At 65.9% G+C, this 24899-nt stretch carries 18 protein-coding genes; 7 read left to right on the top strand and 11 right to left on the bottom strand.

Annotated elements, in window-relative coordinates; translation table 11 throughout:
• The 9 genes from ACREE8_RS02415 to ACREE8_RS02375 form a co-directional block, all read right to left on the bottom strand.
• A partial coding sequence (locus ACREE8_RS02415; protein WP_431571384.1) for a phosphoenolpyruvate hydrolase family protein occupies positions 1-198 on the bottom strand: 198 nt, incomplete at its 3' end.
• A gap of 20 nt (positions 199-218) precedes the next feature.
• Complete coding sequence (locus tag ACREE8_RS02410) at positions 219-2519, bottom strand: ABC transporter permease (RefSeq protein WP_431571383.1); 2301 nt, start codon at positions 2517-2519, stop codon at positions 219-221.
• The gene (locus tag ACREE8_RS02405; RefSeq protein ID WP_431571382.1) at positions 2512-3294 is read right to left on the bottom strand and encodes an ABC transporter ATP-binding protein; all 783 of its coding nucleotides are present in this window, start codon (positions 3292-3294) and stop codon (positions 2512-2514) included. Before ACREE8_RS02405 ends, ACREE8_RS02410 begins: the two co-directional genes overlap by 8 nt.
• 39 nt (positions 3295-3333) lie before the next feature.
• The gene (locus tag ACREE8_RS02400; RefSeq protein ID WP_431571381.1) at positions 3334-4590 is read right to left on the bottom strand and encodes an ABC transporter substrate-binding protein; all 1257 of its coding nucleotides are present in this window, start codon (positions 4588-4590) and stop codon (positions 3334-3336) included.
• Between the two features lie 106 nt (positions 4591-4696).
• Positions 4697-5743, bottom strand: coding sequence for a branched-chain amino acid ABC transporter permease (locus tag ACREE8_RS02395; RefSeq protein WP_431571380.1), 1047 nt, complete (start codon positions 5741-5743; stop codon positions 4697-4699).
• Positions 5744-5747: 4 nt separating this feature from the next.
• Positions 5748-6608, bottom strand: a complete 861-nt coding sequence (locus ACREE8_RS02390) for a branched-chain amino acid ABC transporter permease (RefSeq protein ID WP_431571379.1) — start codon at positions 6606-6608, stop codon at positions 5748-5750.
• A gap of 217 nt (positions 6609-6825) precedes the next feature.
• Positions 6826-8103, bottom strand: coding sequence for an amidohydrolase family protein (locus ACREE8_RS02385; RefSeq protein ID WP_431571378.1), 1278 nt, complete (start codon positions 8101-8103; stop codon positions 6826-6828).
• A 90-nt stretch (positions 8104-8193) separates the two neighbouring features.
• Positions 8194-8973 (bottom strand): alpha/beta fold hydrolase, encoded by a 780-nt coding sequence (locus tag ACREE8_RS02380; RefSeq protein ID WP_431571377.1) that lies wholly within the window; start codon positions 8971-8973, stop codon positions 8194-8196.
• A complete protein-coding gene (locus ACREE8_RS02375; protein WP_431571376.1) occupies positions 8970-9875 on the bottom strand; it encodes a fumarylacetoacetate hydrolase family protein in 906 nt (301 codons plus the stop codon). The genes ACREE8_RS02380 and ACREE8_RS02375 overlap by 4 nt, the downstream gene beginning before the upstream one ends.
• Positions 9876-10033: 158 nt before the next feature.
• Between ACREE8_RS02375 and ACREE8_RS02370 the strand changes: the two genes are divergently transcribed.
• The 3 genes from ACREE8_RS02370 to ACREE8_RS02360 all read left to right on the top strand — a co-directional run bounded on the left by ACREE8_RS02370 (position 10034) and on the right by ACREE8_RS02360 (position 13737).
• Positions 10034-10789, top strand: coding sequence for a FadR/GntR family transcriptional regulator (locus ACREE8_RS02370; RefSeq protein WP_431571375.1), 756 nt, complete (start codon positions 10034-10036; stop codon positions 10787-10789).
• 210 nt (positions 10790-10999) lie between these two features.
• Entirely contained in the window at positions 11000-12688 is a 1689-nt protein-coding gene (locus tag ACREE8_RS02365; RefSeq protein WP_431571374.1) for a thiamine pyrophosphate-binding protein, read from the top strand.
• A gap of 2 nt (positions 12689-12690) precedes the next feature.
• Complete coding sequence (locus ACREE8_RS02360) at positions 12691-13737, top strand: aromatic ring-hydroxylating oxygenase subunit alpha (RefSeq protein ID WP_431571373.1); 1047 nt, start codon at positions 12691-12693, stop codon at positions 13735-13737.
• Here the strand turns inward: ACREE8_RS02360 and ACREE8_RS02355 are convergent.
• Positions 13698-15590 (bottom strand): ABC transporter permease, encoded by a 1893-nt coding sequence (locus tag ACREE8_RS02355; protein ID WP_431571372.1) that lies wholly within the window; start codon positions 15588-15590, stop codon positions 13698-13700. The two genes, ACREE8_RS02360 and ACREE8_RS02355, sit on opposite strands and share 40 nt — an antisense overlap.
• A gap of 150 nt (positions 15591-15740) precedes the next feature.
• On the opposite strand from ACREE8_RS02355, the gene ACREE8_RS02350 reads away from it, so the two are divergent.
• Positions 15741-16613 carry an SMP-30/gluconolactonase/LRE family protein gene (locus ACREE8_RS02350; RefSeq protein WP_431571371.1) on the top strand — a complete coding sequence of 291 codons (873 nt, stop codon included), beginning with the start codon at positions 15741-15743 and terminating at the stop codon, positions 16611-16613.
• Between the two features lie 14 nt (positions 16614-16627).
• Here the strand turns inward: ACREE8_RS02350 and ACREE8_RS02345 are convergent, their stop codons facing one another.
• Positions 16628-21079, bottom strand: a complete 4452-nt coding sequence (locus ACREE8_RS02345; RefSeq protein WP_431571370.1) for a hypothetical protein — start codon at positions 21077-21079, stop codon at positions 16628-16630.
• Between the two features lie 519 nt (positions 21080-21598).
• Between ACREE8_RS02345 and ACREE8_RS02340 the strand changes: the two genes are divergently transcribed.
• From ACREE8_RS02340 to ACREE8_RS02330, 3 genes are all read left to right on the top strand, one after another.
• A complete protein-coding gene (locus ACREE8_RS02340) occupies positions 21599-22468 on the top strand; it encodes an SMP-30/gluconolactonase/LRE family protein (RefSeq protein WP_431571369.1) in 870 nt (289 codons plus the stop codon).
• A gap of 88 nt (positions 22469-22556) precedes the next feature.
• Positions 22557-23549, top strand: a complete 993-nt coding sequence (locus ACREE8_RS02335; protein WP_431571368.1) for a LacI family DNA-binding transcriptional regulator — start codon at positions 22557-22559, stop codon at positions 23547-23549.
• Between the two features lie 161 nt (positions 23550-23710).
• Positions 23711-24844 carry a sugar ABC transporter substrate-binding protein gene (locus ACREE8_RS02330; RefSeq protein ID WP_431571367.1) on the top strand — a complete coding sequence of 378 codons (1134 nt, stop codon included), beginning with the start codon at positions 23711-23713 and terminating at the stop codon, positions 24842-24844.
• Positions 24845-24899: the final 55 nt, after the last annotated feature.

Raw genomic sequence — 24899 nt, 5'->3', positions numbered from 1 at the left:
GGCGAGGAGGCCGGCGAGCGAGCCGCGGCCCGCCATGCGATAGCGCCCGGAATTGTAGATGACGATGAGATCGATGCCGCCGGCCTCTTCGCATTTGGCCGATAGCCCCGTGCCCGCGCCGCCGCCGACGATCGGCTCGCCGCGCTTGGCCATCCCCTGAAAGCGTTCCAGCAATGTCTTCCGGTCGAGTTTGGGCATCGTTCCTATTGCTTCTTTCGTCAGGCCGAGGCGGCCCAGTTTCTTTGAGCGGTCATGGGCCCGGCGATCTCCAGGAAATTGGCGACCAGCGCCGAGGCGAAGCCGGGCTCGTTGATGTGGAAGGGCAGGCGGATCAGGCGCCGCCGGTCGGATTTCACCAGATGCGTTTCGATCGCGTCATAGAGCGCCTTGTCGGCCGCCGGATCCCAGAAGGACTGGCCCGGCGCATCCAGGCCCGAGACGCCACCTTCGGGCAGCAGGAAGCGCACCGGCCCGTCGCAGCGATTGAGCTTCTCGGCGATCCAGCGTCCCATCTGCGCGTTCTCGTCGGGCGTGGTGCGCATCAGGGTCACGTTCGGATTATGGATATGGAATTTCCGGCCCTTGTACTTCTCTGGGACCGTGTCCATCGGGCCGAAATTGACCATGTCGAGCGCGCCGACCGAGCCGACATAGGGCAGGCGCGTGCGGATGGGGGCACCCAGCCGGTCTTCGCCGGCCGAGAACACGCCGCCCATGAAGCAATCGGCGATCTCGGTGGTGGTGACGTCGATGAGGCCCGAGAGCAGCCCCGAATCCGCGAGCTTCTCCATCGACTGGCCGCCGGTGCCGGTCGCATGGAACACCAGGCAGTCGAAGCGATGTTCGAGCGCCTTGGTGACGAGCTGCACGCAAGGCGTGGTGAGGCCGAACATGGTCAGGCCGATGGCGGGCTTGGTCGCCGTGACCTCGCGTCCATCGCTGCGGTGCGCGATCATGCCGGCCAGCGCATGGGCCGCGTTGGAGAGCACCTGCTCCGAGATGCGGTTGATGCCCTGCACGTCGGTGACCGAATACATCATGCAGATGTCGGAAGGACCGACATAGCGCTTCACGTCGCCCGACGCGACCGTCGAGACCATGAGCTTCGGCACGCCGATGGGGAGTGCCTGCATCGCGGGCGTGGCGAGCGCCGTGCCGCCGGAGCCGCCGGCCGAGATGAGGCCGCCCAGATCGCGGCGCGACAGGACGAAGCGCGCGAAAGCCTCGGCCATCGAGCCGACCGCGCTGCCGCGATCGCCGGTGAAGACGGCATTGGCTCCCTTGGGGTGGAAACGCGCGACCTCGGCCGGGCCGACATCGGCGGGCGAGGGGCGCTGCGTGGTCGAGAGATCGACCGTGACGACGCGCAAGCCCAGCTTTTGCAGCTTGTTGGCGATGAAGCCCAGCTCGCGGCCCTTGGTGTCGAAGGTGCCGGCGACATAGGCCGAACGGCCGGTGAGCCGCGCCACCGGCACCTGGCTCAAGGCGGCCGAGGGTTCCGGCTCCGCCATCGTCATCGGCGCTTCCGGCTCGGCATTGGCTGGAGCGGGCGCTTCCATCAGCGGATTGCCCGCCGACCAGCGCGTGGGTGCGCGATCGACCGAGAAGGCGACGTCCACGAGTGGGCTCGTCTCCGGCTCGTCGGAGGATTCCTGCCGACGCACGCGGAACATGGTCGTGGCCGGCTCGGCCATCGTCTCGGTTTCGACCGGTGCTGCTTCGGGCTCCGGTTCCTCGCCATGGGTCGCCATGCCGAGCAGGCGCTGCTGCAGCTCGCGGTCGGCGGCGAGCTCGGCCGCGGCCATCTCGCGTACGATCCGGCCATTGACCATGATGCCGACGCGGCTCGCGACCTGGGTCGCGACGCCGATATTCTGCTCGATCAGCAGCACCGAGATCTCGCCCTCGTCGGCGAGCCGGCGCAGCATGCGCTCGACCTGCTGCACGATGACGGGGGCCAGGCCCTCGGTCGGCTCGTCCATCACCAGGAGCGACGGATTGGCCAGGAGCGCCCGGCCGATCGCCAGCATCTGCTGCTCGCCGCCCGAGAGCTGGCCGCCGCCATTGCGCTTGCGCTCGCTTAGCCGTGGGAAGGCCTCATAGATGCGCTCGACATTCCAGCTGCCCTTGCGGCCCGAGCGCGCGGCGAGGCGCAGATGCTCGTCGACCGTGAGCGAGGGCCAGACCCGGCGCCCTTGCGGCACATAGCCGGCGCCGGCCGCGACGATATCGTTGGAGGCGCGGCCCAGCAGCTCCTGCCCCATGACCATGACGCTGCCGCGCGCGGCGGGCGTCAGGCCCATGATGGTGCGGCAGAGGGTCGATTTGCCCATGCCGTTGCGCCCGACGATGGCGAAGACGCCGGTTTGCAAGGTTAGCTCGACACCCTGGAGCGCATGGGAGGGGCCGTAATAGACATGGAGGTCGCGCACAACCAGCGCCGGTGCGTCGCTCTTGGCGGGCTTCGTCGCTTCCCGCTTCGCCGCATCCGTCTCGGGTCGATCCCAGCGCTCAGCCATGGGCGCCTCCGAGATAGATGCGCTGCACGTCCGTATCGTTCTGGATCTCGTCCGGCGTGCCTTCCTTGAAGAGGGCGCCGTTATGCATGACCGTCACGGATTCGACCACGCGCAGCGCGACGTCGAGATCATGCTCGATGATGATGTAGCCGATATGAGCCGGCAGGGCGCCGAGGATCTGGATCAGCTCGCGCCGCTCGACCGGCGAGAGGCCCGCGGCCGGCTCGTCGAACAGGATGAAGCGCGGCGCGCCTGCCAGCGCCATGCCGATCTCCAACTGACGTTGTTGCCCATGGGCCAGATCGGCGACCAGCGTGTTGGCGAGGTGATCGAGATGGACCGCATGGAGCATCTCGCGCGCGGCCTGGAGCGAAGGATCGCCCTCATGCTGGCGGATGAAGGAGAAGCGGCTGCGCGAGACGCCGCGCGCCGCGAGATAGAGGCTGTCGAGGACCGAGAGGCCTCTGAACACCATCGAGATCTGATAGGTGCGACGCAGGCCCCGCCGGATGCGGTCATAGACGGGGAGATGCGTCACATCCTCGCCGAAGAAGCGGATGCGGCCGGCGGTGGGTGGGAAATCGCCCGTGACGGCGTTGAACAGCGTGGTCTTGCCCGCACCGTTCGCCCCCAGCACGGCCCGCCGCTCGCCGGCGCGCACCGTGATGCTGACGTCGCTGAGCGCGACCAGCGCTCCGAAATGACGGGAGACGCCGCGAAGCTCCAAGGCATTCGCGGAGCCCGCCCGTGAAATCCGGAGCGCGGTCTCGCTCATCGTTCTGTCTTCTCGTTCCGTTCCAGGATCCGCCTGCCGTTACGGGCAGGACGGGTTGTCACGGGTGGCCGGGCCGATGGCCAGGAAAGTGGCCTCGTCCATGCCCATGGTCTGCGGCACCTGCGGGATGACGCGGACCACCTTGTTGTAGAGCTTGCCGTCGGCGCCCGCCGACACTTCGGTCAGGAAGATGTCAGCCACGCCATTGCGGTTCTTGTCGAGATGAACCTTGCCGGTCGGCGTATCGAGCACGAGCGACGAGAGCGTCGCGCGCAGCGCCTTCTGGTTGTCGGAGAGATCGCCTTTGACCTTGTCGAGCGCCGTCAGCACGGCCTCGGTCTCGACATAGTAGCCATGGGCGAAGAGCGAGGGCGACGGGAAGCCCTTCGGGAAGGCCTTCTGGTAATCGGCGACGAAGGTCTTCCAGGCGGGATTGTCCCAGGAGTCGGCGATCGGGCCGGCCGAGGGCGTGCCGATCAGATAATCCTTCCGCTTGCCTTCCGAGCCCAGCACGGTCTGGTCGACCGTGATCGAGCCGCCTACCATCGGCTTCTCGCCGCCGGCCTGCTGGTACTGCGAGAGGAAGTTGACGGCATCGGCGCCGCCGAGGGCCACATAGACCGCGTCGATGTCATCGGGAATCGAGGACACGATCGAGGAGAAGTCCTTGGTGCCGATCGGGACCCAGAACTTGTTCACGACATGGCCGCCTGCCTTGCAGTAGTCGGTCATGAAGCCCATCACCTGCGAATAGGGGAAGTCATAGTCCTCGGCGATGACGACGACCTTCTTGTAGCCCTTGTCCTTGAAGGCATATTCGCCCAGGCCCGCCTGCCACTGCACGCCATCGGTCGTGAAGCGGAAGAAGTTCGGGGCCGGGTTGCGCAGCGTGGTGTCCTGCGCGGCCGAGGTGCCGTTGACGAAGGTCACCTGCGGCTGGGTCTTGGCGTAGTCCTTCACGGCGAGGCCCTCGGAGCCCGAGAGCGGCCCGATCAGGATATCGACCTTGTCCTGCTCGACCAGTTTGCGCGCCGCGGCGATGGCGCTGTCGGGCGAGGCGTCCGACGAGCCCGTGACCACCACGATCTTCTTGCCGCCGGCCATCCCGCCATGCTGCTGGAGCGCCAGCTCGAAGCCGCGCATGCTGTCTTCGCCCAGCACCGTGAAGGCGCCTTCCAGCGTGGCGAGCACGCCGATCTTGATGGTGTCCTCGGCCTTGGCCGACCCGGCCGCGAGGCCGAGGACCATGGCCGCTGCCGCGCCCTGCAGCAGAATGCGTCGTGTTAGTGAGAACATTTTTCCAATCCTCCCATTTCGTTTCTTACCCACCGCTCACCGCACGTTGGATCTGGTTTGGTGCTGCGGCCGTCAGCATCGAAGGCTAGGCAATCTTGGGGACCCGCTACGGGGTCCGCATATCCTTGCCGCGTTGAGCCGCGGTCTTGGCCAGCCGGCGTTTGAGCCCGTCCCACAGGCCGAGCACGCCGTCCGGCGAAAAGAGAACCACCGCCAGGAAGGCGATGCCGATCACCAGGTTGAATCGCTCCCGGTCGATCAGGTCGATGGCGAAATTATCGAGCAGCACGAAGAAAAGCGCGCCGATGAAGGGGCCGATCGGGCGGCGCAGGCCGCCCAGGATCGCGATCACCAGGATGTTGATGGCGCCGCCCACACCGATCGTGCCGGGCGAGATGCGGCCGTTGTACCAGACGAGCAGGAGCCCGCCCAAACCGGCGAGAAGCCCCGCCACGGCATAGGCCGCGATCCGGTGGGCGCGGACATTGAAGCCCAGCGCCGCCATGCGCCGCGGATTGTCGCGGACGGCCTGGAGCGCGATGCCGAAGGTCGAGCGCGACAGCCAGAGCACGCCGAAATAGCCGAAGGCGCCCAAACCCAGCGCCAGGAAATAGAACGGCACCGGCGCCCGCCAATCGACGCCGAACACATGCGGCGGCGCGATGCCGGCATAACCCTTGAATCCGTTGAAGATGCTGTAGTTCTGCTGGCAGAAATAGAAGAAGGCCACGCTGATCGCGAGCGTGATCATGATGGTGTAGATGCCCTCGGTGCGCACCGAGAGTGCGCCCACCAGGGTCGCGAAGACGACCGCGATGGCGAGGGCCAACGGGATCACCACCCACCAGGGCCAGCCGAGGCCGAGACCCGCCGAGTTCTCGCCGAAGATCGCATACATGTAGGCGGCGGCGCCGGCGATCGCGAGCTGCGCCAGCGAGACCATGCCGCCATAGCCGGCGAGGAGCGTCAGCGACAGCGCGATCAGTCCCAGGAAGAAGGTCTGGGCGCCGATCTGCACGATCCAGAAATCGCTGGCGATCAGCGGATAGACCAGCAGGAAGGCCGCGACCAGGAAATGGTGCGGGCGCAGCTTGTCCACGAGCTGGGCCGGCAGCGAGGTGGGGGCCTGGTTGGTTTCGGTCACGCTGGCCATGGCCTCAGCTCCGCCGGCCCATGATGCCCTGGGGCCGGAAGGCCAGCACCACGACCATGATGACGAAGGTGTAGACCACGCCATAGGTGGGCGAATAGGCGAGGCCGAACTGCTCGGCGAGGCCGATCAGCAGCGCGCCGATGGCGGCCCCGGTGATCGAGCCCATGCCGCCGACGATGGTGACGACCAGCGAGGCCAGCAGATAGCGGATGTCCTCGCCGGGCGCGATCGAGAGGGCGGTGCCGCCGACCACGCCGGCGAAGCCCGCAAGCCCCGCGCCGATCGCGAAGGTGACGGCGAAGATCAGATGCACATTGACGCCGGTCGCCGACAGCATGGCGCGGTCGTCCACGCCGGCGCGGATCATCATGCCGATCGGCGTCTTGTTGAGGAACAGCGAGAGCCCGACGCCGATCACGATCGCGACCGCCAGCACCACCAGGCGGTAGGCCGGATAGACCCGCACCAGCGGCACATGCGCCACACCCGAGAGGAACTCCGGCGCCTCGAACTGATAGGTATTGCCCGACCAGATCCACAGCATGATGTCGGCCAGCACGATGGAGATGCCGATCGTGACCATGGTCTGGCGCATGTCCTGGCCTTCCATATGGCGGAAGACCAGGAGCTGCAACGCCAGGCCCACCAGCGCCATGCCCAGGAAGCCCGCGGCCACGCCCAGATACCAGGAGCCGGTCCATTGGATGACGCTGTAGCCGAGATAGGCGCCCAGCAGATAGAGCGAGCCATGCGCGAGATTGACGTTGCGCATCAGCCCGAAGACCAGGGTGAAGCCGCTCGCCACCAGGAAATAGAGGGCGGCGAGCGTCAGCCCGTTCATGAAGGTGAGCAGGAAGAGCTTCACGCCCGTCGCCTCGTCGAGGCTGGCGCGGGGCTTGGCGTCTCCGGGTTCGGCCCCTCCGTACGGGCCGCGGCTTTTCCTTTCGGCAGGGCGGTGATCAGCCCGGCCATCTGATGGGCGCAACGCTCGCCGCCCGGGGCCGCGCGATCGCGCGGCCCCGAGAGCGATCGTCGAGCCGGCGGCCCGTCGGAGCGCGTCACTGGGTCCCGATCCTTACGCCTTAAACCGCGATCCGGGCCCGGCTGGGCTGCATGTCGGGCGAGCGGAAGAACTCGCCATCCTTCATCACGGCCAGGATGCGGTTGCGATCCTGGAGGATGCGGATGTTGGCGACCGGATCGCCGTCGATCAGCAGGAGATCGGCGAGGAAGCCCGGCTTCACCTGGCCCAGCTCGTTCGGCTTGCCCATGATCTGGCCGCCATAGCGGGTGCAGGCCACCAGCGTCTCGATCGGGCTCATGCCGACCATGTCGACGAAATATTCGAGGTCCTTGGCGTTGGTGCCATGCTTGGTCCAGGCGAAGCCGTAATCGCCACCGGGCAGCACGCGGATGCCCTTCTTGTGCATCTTGCGCATGGTCTCGACCGCGATATGGAGCTCGCGCTCGTAATACATGCCGAGCGGGGAGTCCGACTTGATGCCGTAGGGGCCGGCATTGCGCGCGGTGTTGACCAGCCATCCGAGGCCCGGAGCCACAAAGTGTTTGTCCTTGTGCTGCGCCAGCAGGTCGATGGTGTCGTCGCTGCAATAGGAGGCGTGATAGATGATCTCGATGCCGTGCTTGATGCAGAGCCGCACGGACTCGTCGGAACGCGCATGGGCGCAGACCCGCAAGCCGCGGCGCTTGGCCTCGGTCACGGCCATGACGATCTCTTCCTCCGCCATCGGCGTTTCCTGCGCCTTGGTGTCGGTCATCTCCTCGCCGGAGAGATTGAGCTTGATGAGGTCGACGCCGTATTTGATGAACATGCGCACGGCCTTGCGCATTTCCTCAGGACCGGTCACGACCCAGCCGAAGGACATCTCGGGGGCGTCGACATGGGGCGGGTTGGTGTCGCCGAGACCGCCCATGGTGGCGATCTCCTGGCTGTTCGCCAGATAGCGCGGTCCCGGGATCTGGCCGGAATTGATCGCGTTGCGGATCACCACGTCGAGGCGCGGCTTGGCGGCCGCGGCGCCGACGCAGGAGGTCCAGCCCATGTCGATATAGGTCTTGGCCGAGCTCGCCGCGAGCAGTGTGTGTTCCTCGGGCGGCATGCGGAAGATCGCGTCGAGGCTCGACGCGTTATTCCAGGAGAAATGCGTATGGGCTTCGGTCATGCCCGGCATCACGGTGCAGCCGGCGCCGTCGATGACGGTGTTGCCATTGACCGGGACGGTGCGGCTGCCGCGGCCCACATGCTTGATGCGGTTGCCTTGGACCAGCACCTCGCCCGTGTAGGGATGCTCGCCGGTGCCGTCGAAAATGCGGACGTTGGTGAAGAGCGTGTTACCCATAGTCAGGTCCCTCCCAAGGGGTTGGCCCGGCCTCCTGTCCCTTGTCGAAAGCGGGATCTTGGCGGAGGCCTCAGGCGATGGTTCGGTCGATCAGCGTTGCGCCGCCAGGAAATCCTTCATCAGCGCGTTGACTTCGGGGGCGGCCTCGAACGTCGTCCAATGGGCGATGCGCGAAAGCACATGGAGGCGCGCACCCGTGATGCGGTCGGCGATGGTGCGCGCGACCGAAGCCGGCGCGATCGGGTCGTCCTCGCCCGCGATCAGCAGGGTAGGTGCGGTGATTCGCGTGACATCGGCGGCCTCGACCGCGGCCAGCGCCTCGCAGGTGGCGGCATAGCCTTGCGGACATTGGCGCATCAGCGATTCGCGAGCACCCGCGAAGGCGACCGGATTGGCCTGCCTGGTATGGTTGGAGATCGCGACCTTGAGCACCGCGTCGGCGATATCGCCCATGCCGTCGGCGCGCGCCTTGGCGGCACGATCCTTCAAGCCCTGGCGGCCCTGATCGGGCGGTGCCAGCAGCGGTGCGCAGAGCGTGAGACTGCGGACCAGCCGCGGCTCGGCGATGGCAAGCTTCTGCAGGATGATGGTGCCCAGCGAATGGCCCGCGAAATGGGCGCGCTCGACGCCCAGCACCTTGACCATGCGGATCAGGCTGTCGACGAAACCATCGACCGAGAGCGAGCCCGAGCCCAGCGGGCTGCGGCCCGAGCCCTGGAGGTCCGGGCGGATGATGCGGTAGCGGCCGGCGAGAATACCCAGCTGCGGTGTCCAGGTGTTGGAGCTGCCGCCCAGCCCATGAACCAGGACGATCGGGTCGCCCTCACCCTCGACCTCGACCGCCATGCGTTCGATGGTCTGCGTGCTCATGCCGCCGAGCCCTTGCGCTGCTGCGCCGAAAGCTCCTGGATCTCGTTCTCGATCCGGCCGATGCCGCCGATCTCGATCCGGACCTTGTCGCCGGGCTTGAGATAGCGTGGCGGGTTGAAACCGATGCCCACGCCCACCGGCGTGCCGGTCGCGATCAGATCGCCCGGCAGCAGCGTGATGCCGGCCGAGAGCGCCTCGATCAGGGTCGGCACGTCGAAGATCAGATCGCGCGTATTGGCGTTCTGGCGCAGCTCGCCATTGACCCAGCATTGGACCGTGGTGTCGGCCAGGTCGATCTCGTCGGCCGTGACGGCACAGGGGCCCATCGGGCAGAAGCTGTCCTGCGACTTGCCGATCAGCCACTGCTTGTGTTTCGCCTGCAGGTCGCGCGCGGTCACGTCATTGACGACCGTGTAGCCCCAGACATGGGCCATGGCCTCGGACTTGGGGATGCCGCGCCCGCCCTTGCCGATCACGACGCAGAGCTCCGCCTCGTAGTCGATCGCGGCCGAGACCCGGGCTTCAATGAACACCGCGTCGAAGGGCCCGGTCACGCATTCGGGGACCTTGGTGAAGACGATCGGCGCGTCGGGCACGGCGCCGGAGGCGGCCGAGGAATCGAACCCGCTGCGGGCGAACTCATGGGCATGTTCGTAATAATTCTTGCCCACGCAGAAGATGTTGCGCCGGGGGTGGGGGAAGGGGGCGATCAGCTTGACGCCGTCGAGGGCGACCGTGACGTCGGCCAGGGGCAGGATCCGGCCGGCGACCTTGGCGTCGACGATGGTCTGGAGGCCCTGGGCGGCTTCGGCGTCGGTCAGGCGGTAGGGGCGGATCCGGTCGTCCTGCTCGAGAATTCCGACGCCGCGACGTCCCTCACGCTCGAAAACGACCAGCTTCACCGGCTCTCTCCCTGTGATTGAACCAAATTTGAACCATTGATCCAATGACCCCCAGATTCTGCACCCTCAATGGGCAGAGTCAAGAGGCAGGCTGCCTACTTTTTGGGCTTGCAGAGTCCATTTTATTGGTTCAATCTTGGTTCAAAGGATCAAATATCATGACAACGAACGGACAATCCGCCCGCCTTCAGACTGTCACCGAAGAGCTCCGCAGCCAGATCGCCACCGGCGGCTGGCCAGCCGGCCGTCAGGTTCCCCCTGAGCGCGCCCTCGCCGAGCAGTTCGGCCTCGCCCGCAACACCCTGCGCCGGGTGCTCAAGCTGCTCGAAGAGGAGGGGCTGCTCGAACGCCATGTCGGCCGCGGCACCTTCGTGCGCTCGCCCAACGAGGGGAAGAGCAACGGCTCGAACGGCCATAATGGTCACAACGGCCATGGGGCCGCCCTCCTCGCCAATGGCAGCATGAGCGGCGACCTGACGACCAAGCTCAGGGGAGCCAGCCCGGCCGACCTGATGGAGGTCCGGATCATCATCGAGCCGCAGATGGCGGCGCTGGCCGCCAGCCGGGCAACGGCCGAGGACATCGCCCAGATCGAGCTCGCGCTGAAGCACTCGATCGCCGCCAAGGGGCTGGCCGAGTTCGAGCATTGGGACGCCCAACTCCACCTCACCATCTTCCGCGCCGCCAAGAACGCGATCCTCCTGGCCTGGTGCGAGGCGATCAATGTCGTGCGCAACGAGCCCGACTGGTATCGCCTCAAGAAGCGCAGCGTGACGCCCGAGGTCCGCAACAGCTATGACCGCGATCACACCGAGATCGTGGCGTCGCTGAAGGAGCGCGACCCCGAGGCCGCCCGCAAGATGCTGTTCAAGCATCTGAGCCGGGTGCGGGATTCGCTGCTGGCGCTGGGCTGAGCCCCCCAACAGCTGGCTTTGTTGCGCAAGCTCGGTACGTTTCTGTTCGGATATAGACGCGCGAAAAGTCGGTTAACTACTGACCTTAAGTCAGTTGGTAACTGACTAATTGCGCGTGATCTCTCGAATCAGGCCGGGACACTCGAGCCCCTCTCATCTTGACTGGCTCTCCGAACTGGCCAATCTCAGCCGGCCGGTCTGGGGGACGCCATGAATCGCCTGTCGGGTGCCGAGGCCTTTGTCCGCATGCTGCAGCTCCAGGGCGTGCGGCATGTGTTCGGACTCTGCGGCGACACCAGCCTGCCGCTTTATGACGCGCTGTTCCGCCTCGATCACGGCATCACCCATATTCTGACCCGCGACGAGCGCTCGGCCGCCTATATGGCCGACGCCTATGCGCGCGTGACCGGCAAGGTCGGCGTCTGCGAGGGTCCGAGCGGTGGCGGCGCCACCTACATCCTGCCGGGCGTCGCCGAGGCCAACGAATCCTCGATCCCTGTGCTCGCCGTCACCACCGACATCGCCGTGACTTCACGCGGTCGCTTCACCCTGACCGAGCTGGACCAGGAGGCGCTGTTTCGTCCGGTGACGAAATGGAACCGGATGATCGACAAATCCAGCTCGATCCCCGGCACCTTGCGGGCGGCCTTCGCGCAGATGACGACCGGCCGGCCGGGGGCCGTGCATCTGGGACTGCCCTTCGACGTGCAGCAGGACGCGGTCGACGAAAGCGACATCTGGGTCGAGCCCGGCTTGAACCAGTTTCCGGCGCGCCGCGCGGGCGCCGATCCCAAGGCGGTCGAGAAGGCGGCCGCGCTACTGGCGACGGCGAAACGCCCGATCATTCTTTGCGGCGGCGGTGTCGTGATCTCCGGCGCCGAGCCGGAGCTGGCCAAACTTGCGAACCGGCTGGGCGCGCCGGTGGCCACCTCGATCAGCGGCCAGGGCAGCATCGCCGAGACCGATCCGCTGGCCCTCGGTGTCGTCGGCAGCAATGGCGGCAGCGCCGAGACCGCGCGCGTGCTCGATCAGGCCGATCTCGTCTTCTTCATCGGTTGCCGGGCAGGCTCGGTCACGACCGATCGCTGGCGCCATCCACCGCGCGAGGGACGGTGCTTCCTCCATCTCGATGTCGATTCCGGCGTGATCGCCGTCACCTATCCCGCCGACGTCGCGCTGCTGGGCGATGCCAAGCTGACGTTGGCCGCGCTGAACGAGGCCCTGGGTCATCCGCATCAGAGAACCGAAAGTTGGGGCCGCGAGGCAGTCGCGGCGGCCAAGGCCGAGAAATTCATGGCTTTCGACGCGATCGCGGCCAGCGAGGAGCGGCCGATCCGGCCCGAGCGCGTGGTGGCCGAGCTGCAGCGGCTCTTGCCCGACGACGCGATCCTGATCGCCGATCCCGGCACGCCCTGTCCCTATTTTTCGGCATTCTATGAACAACGCCGCGCCGGGCGGCATTTCATCTCCAACCGCGCGCATGGGGCGCTCGGCTATTCGCTCTCGGCCGCGATCGGCGCCTCGATCGGCAGGCCCGGCGTCAAATGCGTCGCCGCCATGGGCGACGGCGCCTTCGGCTTCACGGTCGGCGAGCTCGAGACCGTGATGCGGCTCAAGCTGCCGATCACCTATATCGTCTTCTCCAACGCCAGCTATGGCTGGATCAAGGCCGGCCAGAAGACCAAGTTCCATGAGCGTTATTTCTCGGTCGATTTCGACCGCAGCAACCATGCGCGCATCGCCGAGGCCTATGGGCTCGAGGCCTGGCGGGTCGAGGATCCGCGCGAGCTGCGCTCGGCGTTGAAGGCCGCCATCGAATCCGCCTCGCCGACCCTGGTCGATGTGATCGCGCAGCCGCTGCAAGAGGCGCGCGCGCCCGTCTCGGAATGGATCGCCTGATCATGAGCGCCAAACTCACGACCACACTCGACAGCGACTGGTATGTGGACCCCGGGATCTATGCGCGGGAGATGGCGGCGATCTTCGGGCGCGAGTGGCTGCTGGTCGGCCATCGCCATGAGCTGGCGCAGCCGGGTGCTTATCTCGCGATGGAGCTCGCGGGGCGGCATGTGTTCGTCCTCGCCGGTCGGGACGGCGTGCTCAAGGCCTTCCACAATGTCTGCCGCCATCGCGCGGCGCGGTTATTGCCCGAGGGCAACGGCCGGTGCGGCGTCCTGCGCTGTCCCTATCATGGCTGGGTTTATGACCATGACGGCCGGTTGAAGAAACGACCGGGCTTCGCCGATGAGGAGAATTTCGACGGCGCCGCGTTGGGGCTGTTTCCGGTTCGTGTCGAGGAATGGCGCGGCTTCGTCTTCGTCAATCTTGACCCCGAAGCGGGCGATCTCCTCTCGGGTCTGGGCGATATGGCAGTCGCGACGCGGGACGTGCCGCTCGAACGCTATCGCTTCCACAAGAGACAGAGCTACGAGCTCGACTTCAACTGGAAGACCTATACCGACAATTATCTCGATGCCTATCACATCCCCTATCTGCATCCGCAGCTCGCGGCCGATCTCGACATGGCGACCTACCGCGTCGTGAATGGCGACCGCGTGTCGGTGCATCATGCGGCCCCGCGCGTGAAGGCGTCGGCCGGGGAGAACGGCGCCTATCAGGGCCTCTTTATGTGGCGGTGGCCCAACAACAGCCTCGGCGTCTATGGCGGCGGCTTCAATATCTGCCGCATCCTGCCGCAATCGGTCTCGCGGCTGCGGCTGCTGTTCGATTTCTATTTCGATCCCCAGGCCGGCTTCAGCGAGGCGGAGAAGGATCGCAAGGCGGCCACCACCTGCCAGGTGGTCGAGGAGGATTTCCCGATCTGCAGCCAGGTGCAACGCAATCTCGAGGTCGGGATCTACCGGTCGGGTCCGCTCAATCCGCGCCTCGAGACCGGCGTCGCTTATTTTCACGATCTCGTTCGACGCGCCGTCGGCAACAGGCCCTGAAGTCCGAAGATCGTCGCGCCCCGCTGCTGCCAGGCGACGGCGGCGAGCAGCAGGGCCGCAAATCCGATCAGCCTGAACTCGAAGGGCAGACCCAGCGCGATCAGGAGACTGTCGATCGTGGTGATCAGCAGGCTGGCCCCGACCGCTGAGAGGATGCTGCCGCGCCCGCCCAGGAACGAGATGCCGCCGAGCGTCGCCGCTACCAGGGTCGGCGTCAGATAGGTGTCGGCGAAGCCGATTTTATACTGCCCCGCGAAGCCCGCCATCATCAGGCCGAACAGTGCCGCGGTGAGCGCGCTCAGGATATAGGCGCCACGCCGCCAGCGGCGCCCATAGCGATCGACGGCCCGGCCGAGTGCCAGGAACAGCGGCACCGCCAGCCAGACGATCGGTGGCAGGCCGAGCCAGCGCGTCGTCGCCAGCATCGTCAACGCGGGCGGCGAGAAGCCGGTGGGCGATTCCACCACCAGCGCGTCGGCCGCCGTCAACAGCAGGCCGCCGACAGCGAGACTCAGCACCACGATGCCGCGGTGCAGGCGCGGTGCCAGCGTGCCCTGCAGCCAGCCGATGGCGAGCGCCAGAATCAGGATCGCCAGCAGCGACAAGGGCAGCCGTTCATTCAGGCCTTGCGTCAGCGTGACAACGGTCATGCCGGCAAAGGCGATCAGCGCCGGCATGGCGAGGTCGAATCCGCCTGCCCGCAACACGGCGCCCTGGCCGATGACGAGGAGTGGCAGCAAAGCCGAGATCGTCAGCAGGTCGCGATTGCCGGGTTGCGTCAGCGCCAGCAGCAGGATCGAGGCGAACCCGACTGCCAGCAGCGGCAACCCATTCGGAGAAACGGGCGAAGATATTGTCGGCGGCGGCGCGATGGCGCTGCCGGGATGACGGCGGACCAGCAGGATGCAGAGCGCCACGCCGAGCAGCAGCCAGATCGCGTCGAAGCCGGTGCCGAGATAATCGTCGAGTCCGACCGGCAGCAGCAGGTTGCCCGTCGCCGAGACAATGAGCGCCCCCAGCAGCGAACCCAGCACCGATCCGGCGCGCAGGCCCGGCACGCCGCCGCCCAGCGCGACCGCGGCATAGATCTGCAGCAACAGGGGCGCGCCCATGACCATGTCGATGGCGCCCACTTGGGCGGCGAGGAACACGCCGGTCGCGCCATAGCCGAGGCCGGCGACGATGTAAGCCAGGATGCGCCAGCGCGCGGTCGGCAGGGCGAGGCGCTGTGCCAAGGTCGGACGGCGTCCGATGGCGGAGAGCCCGCGGCCGAGCGCCGAGCGCTGTAAAGCGAGGCCGGCCAGACAGACAACGACGATCAGCAGGACGGGGAGGCCCCAGGACCCCTGGGCCAGCGCATCCTGGAGGATCGGCGGCGCATCGGGCGCCATGTCCGCATTGGCGGCGAGATATTGAGCGAGGCTCGCCACCGCAACGCTGGTGGCGAAGGTGACTGCCGTCGAAGGCAGACGCACTGCGCCGATCAGGATGCCGTTGAGGGCACCGATGGCGCCGCCCGCGGCGATGCCGAGCAGGATCCAGAGCAGGGCGTCGGTCCCGTTCGCGATCGGCGCGGTTGCGACCATCGCGTTGACGAGGAGAGCGGTCGACCCGGCCGCCAGGCCCTGGCCGCCGGCCAGCACGGGCATCGTCTGCGTCATCGCCGACAGCGCCAGCGGCGTCGCGGCCATGAGCCAGATCGCGATATCCACGGAACCGAGCGCGGTGCGGCTGACGGCGATCCACCCGATCAACAGGCCGGCCAGCAGCAGCGCTTCCACCGCGAGAAGACGCCGATCCTGGCGCCGCGGGCCCAGCGTGAGGATCAGGTGACGGGCGACTCCAGCCTTCATGGCGCGTCATCCTGGCGCGGCTCGGGACGCCTTTTCCAGCGCAAAGCACCACCCGCCGCGCGAGGCGAGCCTCGCTTCGCCTCTTGCAGGTAAATTTTACCCGCTGCTTAGTAGGGGCCGCTGAAGAAACCGACAGGGAGACGTCCGGCCATGGAGATCAAGGTTCTCGTCGATTGCAAGACGATCCTCGGCGAAGGTCCCTTGTGGGATGTCGAGGAGCAGCGGCTCTACTGGATCGACAGCTTCGGCAACAAGGTCTGGCGCGCGACCGCCGACGGCAAGGAGATCGAGACCTGGGACGTGCCGGCGAAGATCGGCTCGATGGCGTTGCGGCGCAAAGGCGGGGCCGTGCTCTCGCTCCAGACCGGCTTCCATTTCCTCGATCTCAAAACCGGCAAGACCGAGCTGATCCACGATCCCGAGCCCGACAAGCCGACCACCCGCATCAATGACGGCAAGGTCGACAAGCATGGCCGCTTCCTCGCGGGCTCGATGGACATGATGGAATCCGGTCCGATCGGCGCGCTCTACCGCCTCGATCCCGATCTCAGCGTCCATAAGCTCGAGGAAGGCATCATCTGCTCCAACGGCCCCTGCTGGAGCCCCGACGGCAAGACTTTCTATTTCGCCGATTCCTGGTCGGAGGAAATCTCGGTCTATGACTATGACCTCAAGACCGGCACGCCCTCGAACAAGCGCACCTTCTGCTCGGTCAAGGGCACGGGCGGCGCGCCGGACGGCGCCACGGTCGATGCCGAAGGCTATGTCTGGATGGCGCTGGTCTATGTCGGCGAGATCCGCCGCTATGCGCCCGATGGCCGGCTCGACCGCACCATCAAGATGCCGGTGCTGAAGGTGACCAGCGTCAATTTCGGCGGACCCAATCTCGACATCCTCTATGTGACCTCGATGGCGAAACCGCCGCTGCCGCGCTTTCCGGAAGACGGACCGCTCGGCGGCAGCCTCTTCGCCATCACCGGTCTCGGCGTCAAGGGCCTGCCGGAGCCGCGCTTCGCCGGCTGAGCGCCACGAGGGTTCTAGGCCGGATGCTCATACTCCAGCCAGAGCAGCACATCGCGCGTGGTGGCGAGCAGCGGCCCATTTGAGCCTTTCGTGATCTCGATCTCGAAATCCTGGACGGCCTTGGCGCCGGCGATCGCATTCAAGGGCTGCGCGTTGGCGGCGACCCCGTCCGAAAGATGCGCAGCATTCGACGTCGCGATCCCGTCCTTGATCGTGAACGGAATCGTGGCAGCGCCCGCCCGCAGCTTCGCGGTGAAGCTCCCGCTGTCGACGCCCGGCAGCAGCACCGCGATGTTGGTGACTTTGGGTGCTGCGGCAGCGCCGGGGATCGAGAGGTCTGCGGTCTTGAAACGCACCTTGCCGCTGGCTGCGGCGCCTCTCATCGTTCCCAGTCCCGCCGTATCGAGCGACAAGGCCGACGCAAAGAACGCGCGCGAGATCGGCCCCGGCGCGGGGCCGGCCGGGGGCGGGCTGCCATCGAAATTGGCCTGGATGTCGAAGATCAGCAGCACGTCCGTGAGACGCGACAGACCCGTCGCATTGGCCGCGACCGGGAACTCCAGCATCCATTCGGTGGTGAAGCCCGACCCCTCGAAGGGCATCAACTGCTCGCCGGGCATGTCATGGATGGTCATGTCGGTCCGCATGCGGAATTCGCTGATGGGGAGCGCGTCCTCGTAGCGAATGAGAGGCTGGCCCGGTCCCGTGAGGGACGGCCGCAGATAGGACAGGCCCCGGTTCGACAGCACGCCCCTCGGCGCAGGGACCGCGCCGGGCGCTTCGGTCGCGACATCGACCGCCCTGATGCGGTGGGCGAAGGTGCCCGGATGGGAAAGCCGCAGATCGTCATCGGTGAGCGTGAACCGGCAGCTTCCGGTCCGCTTGAGAGCGCCATAGGCCAGGGGCAGGTCGCGCGCCAGCGAGTAGGTCCGCTTGATCGGCAGGACCAGGCGCGCGGATGCCAGCCGCACCGCCTCGAGCTCGGCAAGATCGAGCATCAACCGATCGACACCGGTCACGTCCCTCATCCGGACGTCGAAATAATTGAGCCTGATGATCCGGATCGCACGGCCGATCTGATAGGCGAGCGCGCGCTCCGCGAACCAGCTTGCCTGTGCCGCAAGATCGAGTTGTCGGCGCATGACTCTCGACGCAACATTGGCCAGCGACTGCCAGAAGTCGCGATTGAGGAATCGCTCGGCCTGGAAATTGACGAGGTCGTTGGTATAGGCCAGCTCGGTCGACGCGATCACGCCCTGCAGCTGCGCGATCGTCACCAGCCGCTCCTGCACCCGCACGGCGGCCTGGGCGGCCGGCAAGGCCTCTCCAGACAGGGCCTTCAGCTCGGCGTCCCGTTTCGTCGCCGCGTCCGCCATGCCTTGCAGCGTGATCGTGCTCAATACCGCGAAAACCGCGAAGGCGCCCACGACGCCCGCGGCGCCGACCCCCGTTCCGGCGGCGGCATCGGAGCCAAGGCCCTGCACGGCGGTCTTGGCCTCGGCATCCGTGACAAGACCCGCACCCGTTGCTCCCTCGTAGCCTGTTTTGCCGACATCGACCAGCGAGGAAGCGCTGTCCTTCATGCCTTTGAAGTAGTCCTTGAACTGGCTGAAGATCGAGTTGGAATCGTCGATCTCCTTCTGCTTGGCCGCGATCTGCTTCTGGACTTCCTTGACCAGCCTGTTGGCCACGACGACGCCGTTCTTGGCGATCTCGATCTGCTCGGTCGCGATCTGGACCGAGGCCTGGGCTTTTTTCTGCTGGGCCTGCGCGGCCATGATGTCGAGGTCGAGCTGCTCGAGCCGGGTCATATAGGCGAGGAAGTCGTTCTGCGCGGCCTTGGCACCGGTCGACCAGCGGCCGGCGGCGTCGAGCAGCGTCTTATAGCGCAGCGTCGGGACGGCGTCGTCGCGATAACCGTAGAAATTCAGCCCCGATTTGAGCTGGAACATGGCCAGCTGGGCGCGGCCAACCTGGTTCTGGCGGCGTGGATTTGAGACGCGGCCGAAGGGCGGCAGCAGCAGGACTTTGGCCCGGTAGGCGGGTGTGCCCGGGTCTTCTTCATGGAGGAACAGCACGCCTTTATAAAGCTCGCGTGCCCGTTCCAGGCTGGAAGGTTCATCGTTCCGGTAGAGGATTTCCGCCCATTGCAGCATCGCCTCGGCTTGGACGATGTGGAGGAAGTTCACTTCGAGCGCATGCAGATCCGTCGGCTTCATCTCCGGATTCGGGGCGTTGTTGAAGCCCCAGTCGGTGTATTGCGAGACGAAGGGAGAGGGGGATTGGGGATAGCGCTCGTCGTCATAGGTGAGGCGGGCGGTGTAGGGCCGGTCCCCGCGATCGACGACGTCCTTGCCATAGACGACCTTCCGCGTCTCCCAATGCACGGCATGCAGATCCTTGGTGTGGTCCTTGTTCAAGGCCGCACCCGGCGGCGTCGCGAGCTTGGCGATACCGACATAGAACCCGCTGACCGTCGCAAAGCAGTTGATGGCGGCGGCATGGTCGCCGCGCGCCTGATAGATGAGCCCGCGAAGAATCGGCAGCAGGAAAACCCTTTGATAGCGGACGAGGCGCGTTGCCAGGTCGCGGGCATCGGCGAAGCTGACATTGTCCATCCACAGGTCGGAAAGCCGGGGCAGCTCGAAGAATCGTTCGAAGCCGGTCGCGGGATAGTCGTCGGGAACGCCGGTGAGCTTGAGGATGTCGGTGACGGCGAGGTTCCGGCGTTTCGCAAAGCTCATCGGGCGGGGGAAATTGCTGAGCGGCGATTGCGACGGTTCCCAGTTCTCGCCCGTGGCCGGGCTGGCCTTGGCAGCGCGCAGCAGCGCCTCGGCTTCGTCGGCCAGCCGGAGCGCCTTGGGATATTCCTCTTTGTCGATGGCCGTGATCAGCTCGAAGAGCTTGCGGTCTGCAACCCCGAAGGCGAGCAGGAATTCCGCCGAGCGATGCACCTCGCCGATCGAAGCGAACTGCCCGTTATAGGGCGTGAGCGATTGTGTGAAAGCAATGGTGCGATGGTAGTTGAGGTAGTCCTCGGTCTTCTTGTCCATCCAGGGCTCGCCTCTGACGCAGGCCTGGATCTGGCTCCGCAAGCTGAACAGGTTTTCCGGGTAGAAGGGCTTCTGGCGATCGAGCCATTCCTCGAACCGCAGGAAGAAGGGTGCGGCGCCGACCACATTGTCCCAGAGGATGGGCTTGCCCTCGAAACCCGGAAGCTGCGGAACGATGATGTTCTCTTTCGGCTCGACCGGCCCCTGGGCGGTGTCGCTGAGGATGAGCTTGAGGGTATACACATTGAGCAGCACCGCGCTCGAGAGCACGCTGTCGGGCTCGCCGAGCGGCAGCCGATAGCGGTTTTCGAATTCCGCGACCGTGACCGGCGCGCGGGCGATGAGCTTGTCGAGATAATCCCGGTCCGCCAGGGTTCCTTGACCCGGCACCGATGCGGGCGCCACCGCAAATCCGAAGCCGTTTCCCTTGGGCGCCAGCAGAATTTTCGTCACGATCGGGATCAGGAGCTTGTTGAGACTGATCTCGGTCCGGTTCTGCGTGCGGAAATCCTGGAAGAACCTGCGCACCAGCTGGCGCTCGATGATGGTGGTCCATTGCGTGAGATTGCCGCTGAACCCGACCGCCTGCTGATGGGCATAGAGAACGAAAACGCCGCGCAGATAGTCGCGATAGGACTCGTCGTCGGGGCGTGCCCAGGGAAGGTTGCCGAAGATGGGGGAGTGGTATTCCGGGTCCACCCCCAGCTTCCAGATATCGATCTCGGGCTGATCGCTAATCTCGTATTTGCCGTCGCGCAGCTTCTTGGGGTCGATCAGTCTTGTATCGGCAAGAAGACCCGGTCCGTCGGAGGTCTCGCCACGAAAATCCAGACGCGGATCCGGCTTGATCGCGGCGAGCTTGTCGAGCAGCCCGATCCGCGCCCGTACCGAGAAGGCTTGCAACGGGCTGTCGGGCGCGGGCGCGCCCAGATCGGCCGCGACTTCGTTCATGCGAACGCGCCGCGAAGCCGTCAGGAAGTCGGCCAGAACGCCAAGGCTCGGTTTCTTCGGCGCCTCGCCGGCGCTGAGCGGGATCTCGATCGGGCTGGCCGGCGTTGCCACGATGCGAAGGTCGACATCCGCCAGCGCCGTGCCGTCGCCATCGGCGACGCGCATCGCCAGAACCGCATCGCTGCTGTTGCAGAGGAAAACGGGAAGCCCCGCCATCCCGCCGCGATCGAGGTCGATCTGGAATTGTCCGTCGGGGCCTGAGACGGCGGAACCGATCGGCTTCCCGCCCTTCTTGCCGGCTCCCGGCCGGCACAACGCCTCGACCTGAAGCCCCGCGAGGGCGACATCGGATCCCTTGTGGAATAGCCGTCCACGAATCTGGAGCGCGTCGGATTGGATAAAGACGTCGAAGACCTGATGCTTGGGCGGCGCAGGCGGCCGCTTTTCCGAGCCTTTGGGCATGAGTCCCCCCACAGCTTCGCTGCTGAACTTCCACGGGGCCCGAAAGGCGCGTTTGAGTGGGCTCTTGGCGGCCGATGACTCTCAACGCTTCGTAATCTTCGCATGGAACGCCCGGGGCTAACGCCGTTTATTACCGGCGGGGCCGTGGAAATATCGCCTGCCGGCGGAGGCGCGGCTTCGCTTCCTATTCCGCAACTGCGTAAGGGGACATCGGGGGTTGTTGTTCCGGAATCGATTCCGCTTTGTCCAGCGCGGATTTAGGAAAACGATTGCTGCTTTTTTCATCAATGTTGCAGCGCCGTTCCCAACGCAATCCCTGCCGGAAAGTCGGGGCTGGGCAAAAACAAGGCAGCCCTGATGCCGTCTTGACCAGGGTTTTGCCTTGATGGCAGGCTGAGGCGATCAAAAAAGCGGCGGACGCCTCGCCTCCGAGCCTCAACCGGGACAGGCGGACCGCCAATAAAAGGAAATCCTTTTCCCTTGGATCTGCCTCCGGGGAAAAGCCATTGGGAGGCAGGCATGGTCTCGATCGACCTCCTCGTTCCCGCCCGGAACGAGCTCGGCGAAGGCCCCTTGTGGGACGTCGCGGAGCAGCGGCTCTACTGGATCGACAGCCTCGGCAAGTCGATCTGGAGCTGCAACGAGGCGGGCCACGACGTGCGCTGGTGGCCGGTGCCCGAGCATATCGGCTCGATGGCCCTGCGTGAGCGCGGGGGTGCTGTCCTGGCGCTGCGCAACGGATTCCATTTCTTCGATTTCGCGACGGCGAAGGCGACGCCCATCGCCGATCCCGAGGCCGATCGCCCCAACACGCGCTTCAATGACGGCAAGGTCGACCGCCGCGGCCGCTTCATCGCCGGCACGATGGATTATGAGGAGAAGCGCGACAATTGCGGCCTGCACAGCCTCGGCACCGACGGCCGCACGCAGCAGCTCGATCACGGCATCATCTGCTCGAACGGCCCCTGCTGGAGCCCGGACGGCAAGACCCTCTATTTCGCCGACACCTGGAAGAAGACGATCTACGCCTATGATTACAACCTCGCCACGGGGGCCGCGACCAACAAGCGCCCCTGGGTGGTGACGAAGGATCCGGGCGCTCCCGACGGCTCGACTGTCGATGCCGAGGGCTTCATCTGGAACGCGCAGGTCTATGGCAACCGGATCGTGCGCTATGCGCCGGACGGGCGCATCGATCGCGAGATCGAGTTTCCGGTGCGCAGCCTCACCAGCGTCATGTTCGGCGGCCGCAATCTCGACACCCTCTATGTCACCTCGATGGCGCGCGCGATCAACGGCGTGCCGCCGAAGGAGGCGGAGGCCGGTCATCTTTTCGCGGTGAAGGGGCTGGGCGTGCGCGGCCTGCCCGAACCTCGTTTCGCCGGCTGAGAGAGAACGGGGCGCAATGACGATGACGCGACCTGCCATTGGCAGCGGACCGATCCGGGGAATCAGGGGCTCCCGCCCCTCCGGAAAGGTGACGATCGAGCATGTGGCGGAGAAGGCCGGCGTCTCGATCGCGACCGTGTCGCGCGTCCTCAACGGCATCGATAAGAAGGTCTCGGAGGAGACCATCGAGCGTGTCCGCGCGGTCATCACCGAGATGGGCTATCGCCCGACGCGGGTGGGGCGCGCGCTGCGCCGGCTCGAAAGCCATCTGGTCGGCATGCTGATCCCCGACACCACCAACGCCTTCTATGCCGCGATCGCCCATTCGGTCGAGGCGGCGCTGCGCGCCGATTCGACCGCGATGATCCTCTGCAACACCGCCGAGAATCCGGTCGTGCAGGATGCCTATCTCGACGAGATGGAGGCCCATCTCGCCCGCGGCATCGCCCTTCTGGGTGCCGTCGCGAGCCCGGGCCTCGAGCGGCTGGTGGCGAGTGCCGCCCCGCTCGTCTTCATGAACCGCAAGCCCCCCATGCCGGGCGGCGGCCCCTTCGTCGGGATCGACAATTACGCGGCCGGTCGCGAGATCGGCACGCATTTCGTCGAGCGCAGCTACCAGCGCTGTGCGGTCATCCATGGCCCCGCGGCCTCGTCGGCCAGCCGCGAGCGCTTCGAGGGCTTCCGCGACGGACTCGCCGCCGAAGGCGTCAGGCTCGACGACCGCAACGTGCATGAGGCGGCCCTCACCATGTCGGCGGGCTATTCTGCCGCGGTCGAGCTGCTGGATCGCCAGCCCCTGCCGCGCGCGGTCTTCTGCGGCAACGATCTCATCGCCTATGGCGTCCATCGGCGCTGCCGCGAGGTGGGCTTGCGCGTGCCGGCGGATGTCGCGCTGTTCGGTTTCGACGACAATCCCCTGAACGAATGGCTGGCCCCCTGGCTCAGCACCGTTCATGTGCCCTATGAGCAGTTCGGGCCGGCGGCCCAGCGCGTGTTCCAGCGCCTGTGGGACGCCAAACCCGGCATCCGGCAGCATCAGGAACTGCTGCCCTATCGCCTCGTCTTCCGGGCATCCGCATGAGCGCGGGTCCGCCCTTCCTGCTCTCGACCATCAGGGGTTTTCGGTCGAGTTCGGCTACCGGCTTGTTTCAATGAAGGAGTTGCTTGGCTGACGACATCACTGGCCTACCGGCGTGCACGGGCTACCCATCGATCGCAAGTAAAAACCAACGGGAGGAAAGAATGCGCATTTCGATCAGACGAGTCCTGATAGGCCTGGCAGGCGCCATGGCCCTCAGCCTCGGATTGGCGTCCCATCCGGGCGACGCGGCTGCCGAAAAATACAAGATCTATCTGAGCATGAGCTTCATTGGTAACGACTGGCAGGCCGAGGCGGCGAACATGATCAAGGCCATGGCGGCGCACAAGTCGATGGCCGACAAGGTCGATCTGCAGATCCAGGTGGCGGGCCCGAACGCCCAACGCCAGATCCAGCAGATCAACTCGATGGTGCAGGCGGGCGCCAAGGCGATCATCGTGTTCCCGATCTCGCCGACGGCGCTCAATCAGGTGGTGAAGAACGCCTGCGACAAGGGCGTCGTCGTCATCGCCTATGACGCCGAGATCACCGAGCCTTGCGCCTATAACGTCCATATCGACCAGCATGAAGCGGGCCGCGTCACGGCCGAATGGCTGGCGAAGAAGCTGAACGGCAAGGGCGACATCGTCATCCTGACCGGCGTGCCGGGCACGTCGGTCGATACGCAGCGCACCGAAGCCGCGAAGGAAGTCTTCGCGAAATATCCGGACATCCACATCGTCGCCGAGTCCGTCGGCATGTGGAGCCAGGCCGTGTCCCGCACCGAGCTGTCGAAGATCCTCGCCACGCGCGGCTGGGACAAGATCGACGGTCTCTGGCTGCAGGTCGGTTGCTACACCGCGAACTCGATGCAGGTCGAATCCGGCATCAGCCCGGACAAGCTCAAGCCCTGCTCCGGTGAAGGTGCCAATGGCGGCCGCATCCAGATGCTGCCGGTCGGTACCGAAGTCGAAGGGGCGAACGCGACCTACACGCCGATGAATGCGCCGCGCATCTCCTACGCCTCCCCGCCCTATTCGGGCGCGCTGGCGCTGAAGCTCGCGGTGCAGAAGCTCGACGGCAAGGAAATCCCGAAGCTGACCATCCTGCCGCTGCCGCTCGTCACCAACGACACGATCAAGCTCTGCAAGGAAGGCACCTGGGCGGAAATGAAGGCGGGCTGTAATGCCTTCCAGCCGTCGCTGGTTCCGAATCCGGGTTGGTTCGCCTCGATCTACTCCGAACAGACCCCCGAGGTCGGCCTGCAAGGCGCCCTCGTCGGTCAGCCGGAAGAATGATCTGACGCTTGGCAAAGGTTGCCGGTGGCGGACGGGCTTCGGCCCGTCGCGCTGC

Origin of the sequence: Hypericibacter sp. (assembly GCF_050729195.1) — a bacterium.
Classification (GTDB): Bacteria; Pseudomonadota; Alphaproteobacteria; order Dongiales; family Dongiaceae; genus Hypericibacter.
Note: the sequence above shows the minus strand (reverse complement) of the source record. Positions and strands in the feature narration are given on the sequence as shown.